General features: G+C 44.9%; 11 protein-coding genes. 8 read left to right on the top strand and 3 right to left on the bottom strand.

Annotation, left to right across the window (positions count from 1 at the left end; translation table 11 throughout):
- Positions 1-579 precede the first annotated feature (579 nt).
- The 3 genes from ACVBIO_RS17155 to fadI all read right to left on the bottom strand — a co-directional run bounded on the left by ACVBIO_RS17155 (position 580) and on the right by fadI (position 4,561).
- Positions 580-768 (bottom strand): hypothetical protein, encoded by a 189-nt coding sequence (locus ACVBIO_RS17155; protein WP_447161298.1) that lies wholly within the window; start codon positions 766-768, stop codon positions 580-582.
- A gap of 357 nt (positions 769-1,125) precedes the next feature.
- A complete protein-coding gene (gene fadJ, locus ACVBIO_RS17160; RefSeq protein ID WP_447173087.1) occupies positions 1,126-3,246 on the bottom strand; it encodes a fatty acid oxidation complex subunit alpha FadJ in 2,121 nt (706 codons plus the stop codon).
- Positions 3,247-3,250: 4 nt separating this feature from the next.
- Positions 3,251-4,561 (bottom strand): acetyl-CoA C-acyltransferase FadI, encoded by a 1,311-nt coding sequence (gene fadI / locus ACVBIO_RS17165; RefSeq protein ID WP_447161296.1) that lies wholly within the window; start codon positions 4,559-4,561, stop codon positions 3,251-3,253.
- 405 nt (positions 4,562-4,966) lie between these two features.
- Here fadI and ACVBIO_RS17170 point away from each other — a divergent pair, with 405 nt between their 5' ends.
- The 8 genes from ACVBIO_RS17170 to ACVBIO_RS17205 all read left to right on the top strand — a co-directional run bounded on the left by ACVBIO_RS17170 (position 4,967) and on the right by ACVBIO_RS17205 (position 13,456).
- On the top strand, positions 4,967-5,923 hold the full coding sequence (locus ACVBIO_RS17170) for an AAA family ATPase (protein WP_447161295.1): 957 nt from the start codon (positions 4,967-4,969) through the stop codon (positions 5,921-5,923).
- Entirely contained in the window at positions 5,923-6,852 is a 930-nt protein-coding gene (locus ACVBIO_RS17175; protein WP_447161294.1) for a DUF58 domain-containing protein, read from the top strand. Before ACVBIO_RS17170 ends, ACVBIO_RS17175 begins: the two co-directional genes overlap by 1 nt.
- Positions 6,853-7,371 carry a DUF4381 domain-containing protein gene (locus ACVBIO_RS17180; protein ID WP_447173088.1) on the top strand — a complete coding sequence of 173 codons (519 nt, stop codon included), beginning with the start codon at positions 6,853-6,855 and terminating at the stop codon, positions 7,369-7,371. It begins immediately after the preceding gene.
- Positions 7,365-8,378 carry a vWA domain-containing protein gene (locus ACVBIO_RS17185; RefSeq protein ID WP_447173089.1) on the top strand — a complete coding sequence of 338 codons (1,014 nt, stop codon included), beginning with the start codon at positions 7,365-7,367 and terminating at the stop codon, positions 8,376-8,378. The genes ACVBIO_RS17180 and ACVBIO_RS17185 overlap by 7 nt, the downstream gene beginning before the upstream one ends.
- 2 nt (positions 8,379-8,380) lie before the next feature.
- Positions 8,381-10,369 carry a VWA domain-containing protein gene (locus tag ACVBIO_RS17190; protein ID WP_447173090.1) on the top strand — a complete coding sequence of 663 codons (1,989 nt, stop codon included), beginning with the start codon at positions 8,381-8,383 and terminating at the stop codon, positions 10,367-10,369.
- On the top strand, positions 10,363-12,000 hold the full coding sequence (locus ACVBIO_RS17195) for a BatD family protein (RefSeq protein WP_447173091.1): 1,638 nt from the start codon (positions 10,363-10,365) through the stop codon (positions 11,998-12,000). Before ACVBIO_RS17190 ends, ACVBIO_RS17195 begins: the two co-directional genes overlap by 7 nt.
- Before the next feature lie 195 nt (positions 12,001-12,195).
- Complete coding sequence (locus tag ACVBIO_RS17200) at positions 12,196-12,759, top strand: sigma-70 family RNA polymerase sigma factor (RefSeq protein ID WP_447173092.1); 564 nt, start codon at positions 12,196-12,198, stop codon at positions 12,757-12,759.
- Entirely contained in the window at positions 12,752-13,456 is a 705-nt protein-coding gene (locus tag ACVBIO_RS17205) for a DUF3379 domain-containing protein (RefSeq protein ID WP_447161288.1), read from the top strand. The genes ACVBIO_RS17200 and ACVBIO_RS17205 overlap by 8 nt, the downstream gene beginning before the upstream one ends.
- The last annotated feature ends 15 nt before the right edge of the window (positions 13,457-13,471 follow it).

The raw sequence follows: 13,471 nt of genomic DNA on the forward strand, positions 1-13,471 counted from the left end.
CTGGTATCCCACATATTAAGTTTAAGCCTGTACAAACCGCTGGTATCCCACATATTAAGTTTAAGCCTGTACAAACCACTGGTATCCCACATATTAAGTTTAAGCCTTTACAGACTGCTGGTTTCCCACATATCAAGTACATCAACCAAGCAACGGCTTAATTGAGGATATGACTATGTTTGATTCAATCAAAAAGGCACTTGGTTTTGATAAACCTATTCGTAAAAAAGTACAGTTGCCTGAGGGCTTAAGCCATTTAGAAGTGATCCCAGCTAAAGGTTGGTGGAACTAAGCAAGCGGATAAAAATATTGAGGAGTATGATTATGTTTGATTCACTGATGAAAGCACTTGGATTAGCAAAACCTGCTCGTAAAAAGGTTCAACTGCCGGAAGGACTGGACCATTTAGAAGTTATCCCAGCTAAAGGTTGGTGGAACTAAGCAGCTTAGCTAAGTAACTTACTATGTGCTTTACTAAGTACCTCTTAGCAGAAAGGGCTGATTAGTTAAATGACAGAAAAAGGAGCATATGCTCCTTTTTTGTTATCTCAATAAACGTTAACGTCTCAATCTGACCGCTCACAAAGCGATTGAGGTACCCTGCTTGCCCATAGCTTTACGGTATGCAAGCTGTTTATGAGAGTTAAACAGAGGATAGGCTGCGGGCCCTAATAATGCACCAGCAAACGCCCAACGCCTAACCGGAAGACCAGCTTTAAATGCTGAGTTACCTAAGAAATAGCCCGAACAGATTAATATCAATACCATAGCCAATAGCACTTATCTACACCCCACAACCAATAAGCTCGCCCTTAAAAGGCTGACAACCGATTGCCCATTATATAGACTAAATTAAATGAATGAGAGTGTTTTTTAGGCTATTTGAGTTAAGGCCTGCTTGGGGGCACTAGCTTGAGAACTCAAAATTGAAAGTTCTAAATTAAGAGTACTAAATTGATAGTGCTAAATTGATAGTGCTCTACATTACGATCTCTAGGTTGAGAGCAACGACTCGAAACAATTGACCAAAAATAGACTAGTAGAAAATATAAAAGCGGCGCACTTCTCCTTGTAACAGGGATAGTGGCCGCTTTGTAAGGCTATTATGGGGTGTAGCGCTTCAGCCTAACTGAAGAAGCGCGTTCCCTCCTGCGCCATCTGCTTCAGTTTAACAGAGGGCTCAAAACGACTACCATATCTAGACTGGTAATTTTCTAAGATCTTAACTAAGTTAGCAGCGCCTAGCGTATCAATATAATGGAAAGGTCCGCCGAGGAAAGGTGGGAAACCTATACCAAAAATCGCACCAATATCACCATCTCTTGGGCAAGCAATAATGTTCTCCTCTAAGCATCGTACCGCTTCATTTAGCATCTGTACCACACAGCGCTGCGCGACCTCAGTCGCTTCAGTATCAACGCCAGGCTTTAATCCTAGAACCGTATAAACACTTTCATCAACTTGTTTCGCTTTTTTCTTTCCACCATAGAGATAGAAACCTTTACCGTTCTTACGGCCCTTTCTATCGTCGGCTAAAAGCTTATCGAATGCTGCTGGTGCTTTAAATCGTTCACCTAGCTCTTTTTCAAGAATCGGTGAGATTTTAGCACCAACATCAATACCGACTTCATCTAAGAGCGTCATTGGTCCAACGGGGAAACCAAACTTCACTAATGCTTTATCGAGGTGCTCAACGCTCTGTCCTTCTAACAACAGCTGAGCGGCTTCGTTCATATAAAGCGCAAGAATACGGTTTACATAAAAGCCTGCGCCATCTTGAACCACAATCGGTGTTTTACCTTGCTTTTTAGCAAATGCTACTGTGGTCGCAATCGTTTCTGCCGACGTTTTCTCATGGGCAATCACTTCGACTAACGGCATTTTCTCAACCGGCGAGAAATAGTGTAGACCAATAACATTTTCTGGACGGCTAGCCGCCTCAGCAATTTGGCCAATTGGCAAAGAGGAGGTATTTGAAGCAAAAATAGTATGTTCACCACACTCACGCTCTACATCTTTAACCATTTGATGCTTCAGCGCTAAGTCTTCAAAAACAGCCTCGACAACAATATCCGCATCTTTAATGCCTTTATATTCTGTCGTGGTTGTCATCAACGCCATCAAATTATCGCGAACGGCAGGTGTCATATGGCGGCGTTTAACACCTTTGTCTAGCAGTTTGTACGCATATGCCAATGCGTTACTCAGCCCTGTTTCGCTGATATCTTTAACTCGAGCAGGGATCTTAGCCTTAGTTGTCGTCACCGAGGCAATTCCACCACCCATTAGTCCACCACCAAGTACCATGACCTTATTGACTTGCTTAGGCTCTACATCACCGGCGCCAGTCTCTTTTTTCATCTCAGTGGTCGCAAAAAAGATACTACGCAGCGCTTCCGATTCTTTCGACATCACAAGTTCGGCAAAATGACTCGCTTCAACTTCAAGCCCTTTGACCATGCCCTTAGCCATGCCTTGGCGCACACAGTCAATTATTTTTGCCGGAGCGGGATAATTACCTTGGGTCTTTTTCGCGACTTGCTTTGCGGCTTGATCGAAAATAATGTTACGACCAGCACTTGTCCCTTCAAGCATTTTATTCATCAATGACTGTTGCTTTTTCTTCGCAGGGAGTTTGCCCGCTAAAGCCATTTCTACAGCTGTACGCAGTAAAATTGAATCAGGCACCGCATCATCCACCAAGCCCATTTTTAATGCTTGTTTAGGGCGAAGTTGCTTACCGGTTAACATCATATCAAGCGCAGTGGTTACGCCAACCAAACGCGGTAAACGCTGGGTACCGCCGCCGCCAGGAAGTAAACCTAATTGAACTTCAGGTACGCCCATCATGGTTTTTGGGTTAAGTGAACATACTCGCTTATGACAAGCTAAAGCGAGCTCTAAGCCACCACCTAAGCAAGCGCCGTTAATAGCAGCTACAACTGGGATCGATAAACTTTCAAGTTCATTAAATACCACATGGCCCTGCTGAGATAACTGCTTTGCATCTGCTGCGGTTTCACAAGCATCAAGCATAGAAATATCGGCACCAGCAACAAACGAGTCCTTTTTACCCGAGACTAATACCAAGCCTTTAATGTTAACATCAGCTTTGATTTCAGCGAGTACATCACTGATTTCAGGTCCGAATTCACTGCGCAGGGTATTCATGGTTTCGCCTGGTACATCCATAGTTAAAATGGCAATACCGTCATCGCGACGCGTTAAATTAAATGTCTTTTCCATGTGATTAATCCACCTCTACTATCATTGCTGCACCTAAGCCACCCGCAGCACATGCTGTTGCGAGACCCGTTCCACCACCACGTCGTTTAAGCTCATGACAAACTTGAGTCACCAAACGTGTGCCAGTAGCGGCAAATGGATGACCATAAGCTAACGAGCCACCAAGCACGTTAAACTTACTCATGTCGATGTCACCAATCGCACGGTTGCGCCCCAGTTTTTCTGCAGCAAATTTCTTCGAACCGAACATCTGCATATTGGCTAGCGTCTGCGCCGCAAACGCTTCATGCATCTCAATCAAGGTTAAATCTTCAAGTTCCATCCCCGCACGTTTAAGCGCGAGTGGTGTTGCATATGAAGGTCCCATTAGCATGTCTTGCCAAACATCGATGGCTGTAAAAGCATAACTCTTGATATAGCCAATCGGTGTGTAACCTAACGCTTTAGCGCGGCCTTCACTCATCAGCAATACCGCTGATGCGCCGTCTGTTAATGGTGTACTGTTAGCTGCTGTCACTGAGCCGTGTTTACGGTCAAAAGCAGGACGCAGCTTAGCGTAAGACTCAAGGGTTGAGTTCTCACGAATATTATTATCACGGTCGATAAATGACTTATAAGGCGGGACATGTGCTGCCATCACTTCTTCAGCCAATTTACCTGCATTCCAAGTTTCCGTTGCAAGTGTATGTGAACGGTGAGCTAATGCATCTTGGTCGGCGCGGCTGATATTGTAAGTCTTTGCCATTTGCTCCGCAGTTTGCCCCATAGACAAGCCAGTCGAATATTCGGCAACTGCCGGTGGCACTGGTAGTAAATCCTTGAGGCCTAAGCGGCGAAAAATAGCGAGTTTTTGGCCAAAACTGCGTGCTTTATTTAGATCAACTAAAGCGTGAGCCAGTCTTTTTGAGACGCCTATTGGTACTACAGAAGAAGAGTCTGCCCCACCAGCAATACCGATATCCATATTACCCGTCATGATCGACTCGGCCACGTTGACGGTGGATTGAAAACTGGTCGCACAAGCACGTGTGACACTATAAGCATCAGTACTGACATCCATACCGGTGCCTAGCACAATTTCACGAGCAATATTGGGCGCAGCTGGCATTAGCACAACTTGCCCATAAACAAGCTGCTGGATCTCTTTAGGATTAAGCTCTGAACGAGAAAGCAGTTCGTTAACCACCATCTTGCCCATATCTAACGCAGACACCCCATGAAAAGCCGTAGCTTGTTTTGCAAATGGTGTACGTAAACCCGAAACAATCGCGATTCTCTCGCCTCGCGCATTCGTCACCTGTTGTCTATCACTCATTTTTCGCCCTCTTATTCTGCTTGCTAACCTATGGCTGCACGCTTTCTTATATCCTTGAGAAACCTATTTGCCTTCAATTAAACAGGTCTGACCATTTAAAGTGTGATCTGATTCTAACTTCTTACTGAAAAGTTTTAAACACTTGTTTGTTTTTTTGCCTTAAATATATCCAAAACTTTTTAATTAACAAATATTAATGGATAAAAACTCAATAACTGTTGTCTATGTTTTTACTCATTAACGATTAAATGTAGCAAAAAAGGACGTTCTTAAAGGGGACTTTGGTCATGCCAATATGATGACTTATCAGCCTAACGGTAAATTGGCACTAGCCAAACCCTTAAGGAATTTTCTACTATGTCGTTGGTCTATATCTAACTAACTTTAAATAAACCGAGTAGCATCATGCCTTTGAGTCGATTTCACGCGTTACGCGAATACTTAAATACTGTCATTCTAGGACAGCCTATTCTCACCGAGAATCTACTAATTGCATTAATTGCCGATGGGCACCTATTGGTCGAAGGCCCACCAGGCCTTGCCAAGACCCGCGCAGTAAAAGCACTGTGTGATGGCGTCGAAGGGGATTTTCACCGTATTCAATTTACCCCGGATTTGTTACCAGCGGATTTAACCGGTACCGATATTTACCGTGCTCAAACGGCAACCTTTGAATTTGAAGCGGGCCCAATTTTTCATAACCTTATCTTGGCCGATGAGATTAACCGTGCGCCAGCGAAAGTACAGTCAGCTTTATTAGAAGCAATGGCTGAAGGGCAAGTCACAGTGGGTAAGCACAGCTATCAACTGCCAGAACTATTTTTAGTGATGGCGACACAAAACCCACTAGAAAACGAAGGTACCTATCCGTTACCTGAGGCACAACTAGACCGATTCTTAATGCATTTGAATCTAGATTACCCAAGCGCAGAAACTGAATTTGAGATCATGCGTATGTCTCGTAATGAGGCGCTTAAACAAGAAATGCCCCGCGTTGAGCCCATTATTCAAGCTGATATTTTTGCCGCCAGAGAGCACGCATTACAAATTTATCTCGCTGAGCCACTAGAGAAATACATCGTCGATATCATTATGGCGACACGCAAGCCTGAGGCTTATAGCCAGGAACTTGCCAGCTGGCTTGAATACGGCGTGAGCCCTCGTGCAACCTTATCAATTGAGCGCTGCGCGCGAGCACGTGCCTACCTGTACGAACGAGACTTTGTTTCACCCGAAGATATTCAAGCCGTTGCGCCTAACGTGCTGCGCCACCGCCTGCTATTGAGCTATCAAGCACAAGCTGATGGCGTCAGTGCCGACGATGTGATCAATCATATTCTTTCTCAAGTTGCGGTCCCTTAATGGTCAATACACAGCTGCCATTGTTTAGCGATGGCATTAATATTACTGAAAAAGAGTTACTTGCTTGCCAAAGCCTAGCGAAAGCTTTGCCAGAAAAACGCTCAAAAGCCAAAGCCAGTCTATCAGGCCATCGCGCCAGCTTGATTAAGGGCCGAGGCATGGAGTTTGCGGAGGTGCGTCACTACCAAAGCGGTGATGACGTTCGCACCATTGATTGGCGTGTCACGGCAAGGACTGGCAAAGCGCACACCAAGTTATTTGTTGAAGAGCGCGAACGCCCTGTTCTGCTATTGCTCGATCTTAGCCATAGTCTCTATTTTGGCTCGAGCTTAATGTTGCAATCTGTGCAAGCCGCTCACCTTGCCACGACACTTGGTTGGAGCGCGATATTACACGGTGACCGCTTAGGAGCATTAATTGCCACCGAAGAGGAGCATATCGAGCTTAAACCAAGAAGTCGCCAACAAGGCATATTGCAAGTTATCTCTGCCATAAAAAAACTACATGAAAATCAACTGAGAAATATTGCTGAGCAAGAACCAGAGCCCGATCATTTAGCTAAAGCTTGTCAAAGATTACGTCGGCTTGCCAAACCAGGTTCATTAATCTGGATAATCTCCGACGGTAGTCATTTTACGCCCGGATGCTTAGCTGCCCTATCGGACTTAAAACGTCACTGTGATATGGGGGCCTTTTTAGTCACCGATCCACTACGTCAAGGCCAATTGTCACTGCCTAAGCACTTTCAGCTGCCTGTGAGAGAGGGTTCAAAAGAGCTCATTATTGACAGAAACAGTTACGAGCAATGGCTAGCTAATCAACAAAATTTACAAAACCAATTTATTGAAATGATGCAAAAGCTTAATGTTGAAACCCGTATTATCGATGCAGGGCAACGCCTTAATCAGCAATTAGGGACGCTTAGATAAATGACCAATCCTGTTAATCCCGCACTTGCCTCGATGCAAGATATTCAAACACCTGTCGAAATAGGCCTCTGGCCATTAGCATACGGTTATTGGCTTGCACTGTTTAGCATCTTGGTGCTTGTTATGCTTGCCTGTGTCTGGCTAATAAAGCGTCGTCAACACCGTGCAGCAAAACGTGCTGCATTGGCTGAACTGGCCACACTCGATATTCACAATCAGCAATATGCCTCAGAGGTTAGCAGCTTGCTAAAGCGGGCCGCCATGAGCTATTGGGCTCGTAGCCAAGTTGCCCAACTCAGTGGTGATGATTGGTATCAGTGGCTTAACGCGCAAGTGACGACTCCTCAAGATGAACTGTGCCGATTACTAGCGACGCGTTTTCAGCCATCAAGCCTCAGCGATAAAGACAAGCAAGCGCTTAAGTCACATGCTCAAAACTGGTTAAAAGCCGCCTTACCGCTTACCAATAAGCAAGGTAAAACACACAATGAAATTAACAACGAGGTAAGCCCATGTTAACGCTTGCCTGGCCATTACTATTGCTACTGTTACCTCTACCGCTCATTTTTAGAAAGAAGCAGCAGACACAACAGCTTGGCGGCCATTTAATTTTGCCCGGTGCCAGCTTACCTAATCAAGTCGCTGCGACCGAAAAAAGCCAGGGTACTTGTAAACGCTATTGGATTGTATGGTGCTTACTCGTGTTAGCCTGCGCCCGCCCTTTATGGGTTGGTGAAGCCATTGAGCTACCCAGTAAAGGCCGTGATCTAATGTTATCGGTCGATCTCTCTGGCAGTATGCAAATAGAGGATATGGTGCTGGACGGTAAAGCCGTTGACCGTTTTACCCTTATTCAACATGTGATCAGTGACTTTATTGAACGTAGAAAAGGCGACCGAATAGGGCTTATCCTGTTTGCTGACCATGCATATTTGCAATCTCCGTTAACCCAAGATAGACGCACCGTTGCGCAATACTTAAAAGAAGCGCAAATCGGCTTAGTCGGTAAGCAAACCGCTATAGGCGAAGCCATCGCACTTGGGGTGAAACGCTTTGACAAAGTCCAGCAGAGTAATCGCGTCTTAATCTTACTGACTGATGGCTCAAACAACGCTGGAGCAATTTCTCCCGAGCAAGCGACGCAAATCGCCGAGAAAAGAGGGATCACTATTTACACCATAGGAGTGGGTGCTGATGTCATGGAGCGCCGAACCCTATTTGGTAAAGAGAGGGTCAATCCATCAATGGATTTAGACGAATCTCAATTACAGAAAATTGCTAAAACAACCGGTGGCCAATATTTTAGAGCACGCAATACCCAAGAGCTTGAGCAGATCTATCAAGTGATAGATACCCTTGAACCCGTGACTCGAGATCAATTAAGTTATCGACCACAAGCAGAACTATTTTACTGGCCGCTATGTCTGGCGCTGTTAACCTCGATTTTCATATCACTGAGTCAGGTCTCATTGTTTCGAACAAAATCGATTAGAACCAAATCTAACCCAATCAAAGGAGGACGTTAACCATGCATTTTTTACGTCCTGAATGGTTCCTTGCGCTGATCCCATTAGGCTTGCTACTGCTGTTTTTATATAGAAGTAAAACCGCAAGCTCTAGCTGGAACCATTATATTGCACCACATCTGGCTAAAGTACTGGTTGGTGGTTCGATTAAGAAAAAACACAATAACATTACTTATTTGGCTATCGCATGGCTTATCGCAGTATTTGCATTATCCGGCCCCGCCTTTGAGAAAAAAGCACTGCCGGTATTTGAGTCAGCTCAAGGGCGAGTTATCGTTATGGATATGTCACTGTCGATGTATGCTAATGACCTAGCCCCTAACCGCTTAACTCAAGCAAAGTTTAGAGCAACGGATCTTATCGATGAATTGCCTGACGGTGAAACAGGTTTAATTGCCTATGCAGGTGACGCATTTACCATTAGCCCACTAACGCGAGATAAAGCGACCCTGCTTAACCTTTTACCCACACTAACCCCTAGCATTATGCCAATTAAGGGGTCAAACCTTGAAGCAGCTATCACTCAGGCACAATCTTTATTAAGTCAGGGTGGGCATGTTCGAGGTGATATTATTTTATTTACTGACGGGATCACTAGTACTCAATTTAAGCGCGCCGAGTCGGTACTAAAAGGCAGTCCATATCGGCTAGCGATTATTGCGTTTGGTAGCCAACAGGGCTCACCGATAAAGCTACCCGATGGTCAGCTATTACGTGATAACGCCAATCAAATTGTTGTCGCTAAAACAGATTATGCCCTGCTAAAAGAGTTAGCGACCGACGCTAACGGCATACTAGTGCCAAGCCGAGCTGACGGTTCGGGGATCACTCAAATAAAGCAATGGCTCGCCACGACACAAGACACCAAAGCCAGTGATCTTGAAGGCGAAACATGGCAGGACTTAGGGCCCTATTTTGCGCTACTACTGCTATTACCTGCCCTACTGAGTTTTAGAAACGGTATGATTGCCACCTTTGCCCTGCTTCTGCTTATCCAGCCCAGTGAGCAAGCCTATGCCAGTGCATGGGGCGACCTGTGGCAAACCCAAGATCAGCAAGCCATGCAGGCTTACCAAGCTGATGACTATCAAACTGCTGCAGCGCAATTTGTCGACCCACAATGGCAAGCGAGTGCGCTTTATAAGGCGGGCGAATACGAGCAAGCACTCAGCGCATTTGAGCAAGATAGCTCAGCCAATGGTTTATATAATCAAGGCAATGTCTTAATGCAACTGGGACAATACGAGCAAGCGCAGCAGCGCTACCAGTCAGCCTTAGATAAGAAACCGCAGTTTGATGCAGCGCAGAGTAACTTAGCGTTAGCTAAAAAGCTCCAACAGCAACAAGAACAAGAACAACAAAATAGTGATCAGTCTGAGCAGCAACCAAAAGATGACCAGTCGCAACAAGACCCATCTCAACAAGACAAGTCACAAGATGGCCAATCAGACAGTGAGCAATCCAAAGATGAGCAATCCAAAGATGAGCAATCCAAAGATGAGCAATCCAAAGATGAGCAATCTAGTGATAATCAACCACAAGACAGCCAATCTCAAGAGCAACAGTCACAGCAGTCTGAGGATAAAGGTGAGCAAAGTTCACCTTCTCAACAAGAACAAGATCAGCAAGCGTCTGAACAACAAACCTCGAATCAAACTAAGGCTGATAACGATGCTGAGATGCAGGCTGAGGCTGAGGCAGACTCAATAACACAAAACGCTGAGGCAGATAAAGCGCAAGAGCAAGAGCAACAAGATCAATCAGCAAAAGCAGAGGCACAGGCCAATCAAGACGCTGGCCAGCCAGAAGCAGGATCGGAGCAAGCAGTTGCAAGCACAATCGTAACGGATGAGCCTTTGCCACCAGAAATGGAACGAGCTCTTCGTGCAATCGCTGATGATCCCCAAGTCTTACTGCGTAATAAAATGCAACTTGAATACCAGAAACGTCGCCAACAAGGCATCAATTCTAAGGAAATCGAACAGTGGTAATACGGCATATTTTTCTTTTAGCGATCATCGCCATTACAACCGCTTTTCCAGCGAGCGCGATAACCCAACTGCAAGCCTCTGTTGACCGTAATCCGGTGATGGAAGGAGAGACCTTGGTACTGACTGTAACTGCTGATGACGATCTCAACAGTGGCAAACTCGATACCTCATCACTGCTGAAAGACTTTATTGTTGGCCGAACCAGTATCAGCCGCAGTAAAAAAATCATGAACTTTGATGCCAGTAACGAAACGCGTTGGCAGGTACTGCTTTCACCTAAAAACAGCGGAAACCTAGTCATTCCTGCATTTAATATCGAGGGTATTAGCTCTAACCCCATCTCTTTATCTGTATTGAAAACAGGCTCTCAGCCCCAACAGATGCAAGATATCTTTATGCGAGCAAATATCTCTAGCGATGAGGCCTATGTAGGCCAAATGCTAACGTATAAGGTGAAGCTCTATTTAGCGCTAGAGCTACAACGTGGCGTGCTAAATGCCCCTGATCTTGAAGGTGCACAAATAAAGCAGCTTGGAGAAGATAAAGACAGCACTGAAATTGTTAATGGTCGTCGTTATCGGGTGATTGAACGCAATTATGCCATTATTGCCGACCAACCTGGTGAGCTGACCATTACAGGCGCCAGTTTCTCGGGTGATGTGCTAGTCCAATCAAGACAGAGCGGTGCCATGTTCTCATTTAATGAAAGCCGACCAACACAAACTCAAGCACCTAAAATGACGGTGCTGATCAACCCTATGCCAGCGGATTATCATGGTGAATGGTTGGTCTCTGATCTCGTGGTATTAAAAGAGGATTGGCCTGAGACTGCAACTGAATATAATGTTGGTGAGCCAATTACTCGCACCATCACCTTGCTCGCATCAAATACCGATGAAACGAGTTTACCAGACATTGTCATGCTAACCCCGAAGGCACTGAAAACCTACCCAGAAAAAGCGCAGCGCAATACGTTCCTTCGCGACAACCAAATGGTGTCTCAACTCACTCAGACCACAGCTATTGTAGCGACAAGTCCAGGTACTTACACCCTGCCTGAAATTACAGTGCCATGGTGGAATCCACACCTCAACAAACAGCAGTTTGCCACCTTGCCTGCCCGCACGATTGTCGTAAAAGGTGATACTGCTATGGCGCCTATTGAGCAGCAAGTGATACAAACGCCGACCAATAATAGCAGTAGTGGGTTTTGGCCTTGGTTATCTCTAGCCTTAGGTACCCTTTGGCTTATAACACTTGCACTGTGGCTTAACGCCCGTAAAAATCGGAGCGAACATGCCGACACAGACGCTAAGCCAATCATCGCGAAACCAAGCAATACCTTATCTGCTCTGCAAGCAGCCTGCCGCGCAAAAGATGCCACTCAAGTCCTAAACGGCCTTACTCGCTATTACACTGAGTTATATCGACAGCCAATGTCTCTAAGTCAAATTTCGATGACTGACTCTGTGATAGCTAACGCGATTGAACAAATGCAGCGAGCTGCATACAGCCCGAGCAAACTCACTAACAATATCGATTTTGCCCAGCTGTTATCCGTTGTCAGAAAAGCAGCAGCACCGAATACTCAAGCTAAATCATCGGCGTTAGTCAAGCTCAACCCCAGTTAAATCGATTGGGTAACTGACTCCTTAAAAAGACGCTTATATATAAGCGTCTTATTGTTTTTAGCCCTAATGCTATGTCCTCATAGCTTGCTTTTACACCGTTACACATAACCATTTACACCGCTAAACTTAACCATTGGTATTCCAACTTGAACGAGGTTAAGCTGTGTTTTATTGATCCAGTTAGAAAAAATAAAAATGTTTGATAGTTGGCGAAACAAAAAGTCGAAGTCCACGGTCTCTTCAGACATGGTTAGTAAACAACGACGATACGATAGCCTTGTCAGGGCACTTCATGCCGATATTTACCGTTTCGCCTACTGGCTATGCGGCGATAAACATATCGCAGAAGATATCACCCAAGAAACGTTTCTCCGTGCTTGGCGCTCTCTTGACTCTTTAAAAGATGAGAAAGCCGCTAAAGCTTGGTTGATCACTATTTTACGTCGAGAAAATGCTCGCCGTTTTGAGCGTAAGCAGTTTAATTACTCCGATATAGAACAAGAATTTATTGAAGATACTTTTTCGGGCAGTACCGAAGAACATGTAGAACAACATTTAATACAGCGACAAATTTCTAAGTTAGAACTTGAATATCGAGAACCACTATTACTGCAAGTTATTGGTGGCTTTAGTGGTGAGGAGATCGCAAAAATCCTCGACTTGAATAGAAATACCGTTATGACACGTTTATTTAGAGCGAGAAATCAGCTGAAAGATGTACTTGAACAACCAAAACACAGGGGTCAATCCAATGGATGAGCTTACGTTTCGTCGCCAGGCCTACAGTGAACCCAATAACCAAGATCCTGACTTTCTCGATGCTGCGATGGAGTCAGTAGAAAGGGAGGCCTTTTTAAACGATCTAAAAGGGTTAGACAATAAAATCGAGCGAGCATTAAGCATCGATGTTCCCGATGATCTAGCGGCAAAGTTACTGTTAAGACAACAGCTACAACATCATCACTCACAGCGCCGCAAAACCGGTTTTGCCTTTGCACTGGTGGCTTCGGTCGCATTTTTAGCGGGCATGACTTTTACGTTAATGAGAATGGGGCCCGTAGATCTTAGTCAACACGCCTTAGCGCATGTGCATCATGAAGATAAAGCCCTGCGTATTGATCAAAATGTACAGTTTCAAGATGTAAACTTTCAACTTGCTTCTCTTGGCGGGCAAAACGATATGAGGTTTACCCAGCAACCGGGTAAAGTCTTTTACAGCACTTACTGTGACTTTCAAGGTGTACAAAGCCTTCATTTGGTCATGCAAGGTGAACAAGGTAAAGTGACCCTGTTTATCGTACCGCTAGAAGATCGCATGGTGCTTGAAGAAGCCTTTGCAGATAACAAATACAAAGGGATGGGCTTTGCGACAGACAACGCATACATGTTACTCGTCGGTGAACAAAGCCAAGACCTTAATTACGTTAAAAACGAAATTAAGCAAACTTTCATCTAAATCTCTTCACAACCA

This window comes from Shewanella sp. 0m-8, from assembly GCF_052977265.1.

Excerpts from the sequence above, each read along its gene's own strand:
- ACVBIO_RS17175 (WP_447161294.1), top strand. The coding sequence starts at position 5,923 with ATGGTCAATACACAGCTGCCATTGTTTAGCGATGGCATTAATATTACT.
- ACVBIO_RS17185 (WP_447173089.1), top strand. The coding sequence starts at position 7,365 with ATGTTAACGCTTGCCTGGCCATTACTATTGCTACTGTTACCTCTACCG.
- ACVBIO_RS17190 (WP_447173090.1), top strand. The coding sequence starts at position 8,381 with ATGCATTTTTTACGTCCTGAATGGTTCCTTGCGCTGATCCCATTAGGC.
- ACVBIO_RS17180 (WP_447173088.1), top strand. The coding sequence starts at position 6,853 with ATGACCAATCCTGTTAATCCCGCACTTGCCTCGATGCAAGATATTCAA.
- fadI (WP_447161296.1), bottom strand. The coding sequence starts at position 4,561 with ATGAGTGATAGACAACAGGTGACGAATGCGCGAGGCGAGAGAATCGCG.
- ACVBIO_RS17155 (WP_447161298.1), bottom strand. The coding sequence starts at position 768 with ATGGTATTGATATTAATCTGTTCGGGCTATTTCTTAGGTAACTCAGCA.
- ACVBIO_RS17200 (WP_447173092.1), top strand. The coding sequence starts at position 12,196 with ATGTTTGATAGTTGGCGAAACAAAAAGTCGAAGTCCACGGTCTCTTCA.
- ACVBIO_RS17205 (WP_447161288.1), top strand. The coding sequence starts at position 12,752 with ATGGATGAGCTTACGTTTCGTCGCCAGGCCTACAGTGAACCCAATAAC.
- ACVBIO_RS17170 (WP_447161295.1), top strand. The coding sequence starts at position 4,967 with ATGCCTTTGAGTCGATTTCACGCGTTACGCGAATACTTAAATACTGTC.
- fadJ (WP_447173087.1), bottom strand. The coding sequence starts at position 3,246 with ATGGAAAAGACATTTAATTTAACGCGTCGCGATGACGGTATTGCCATT.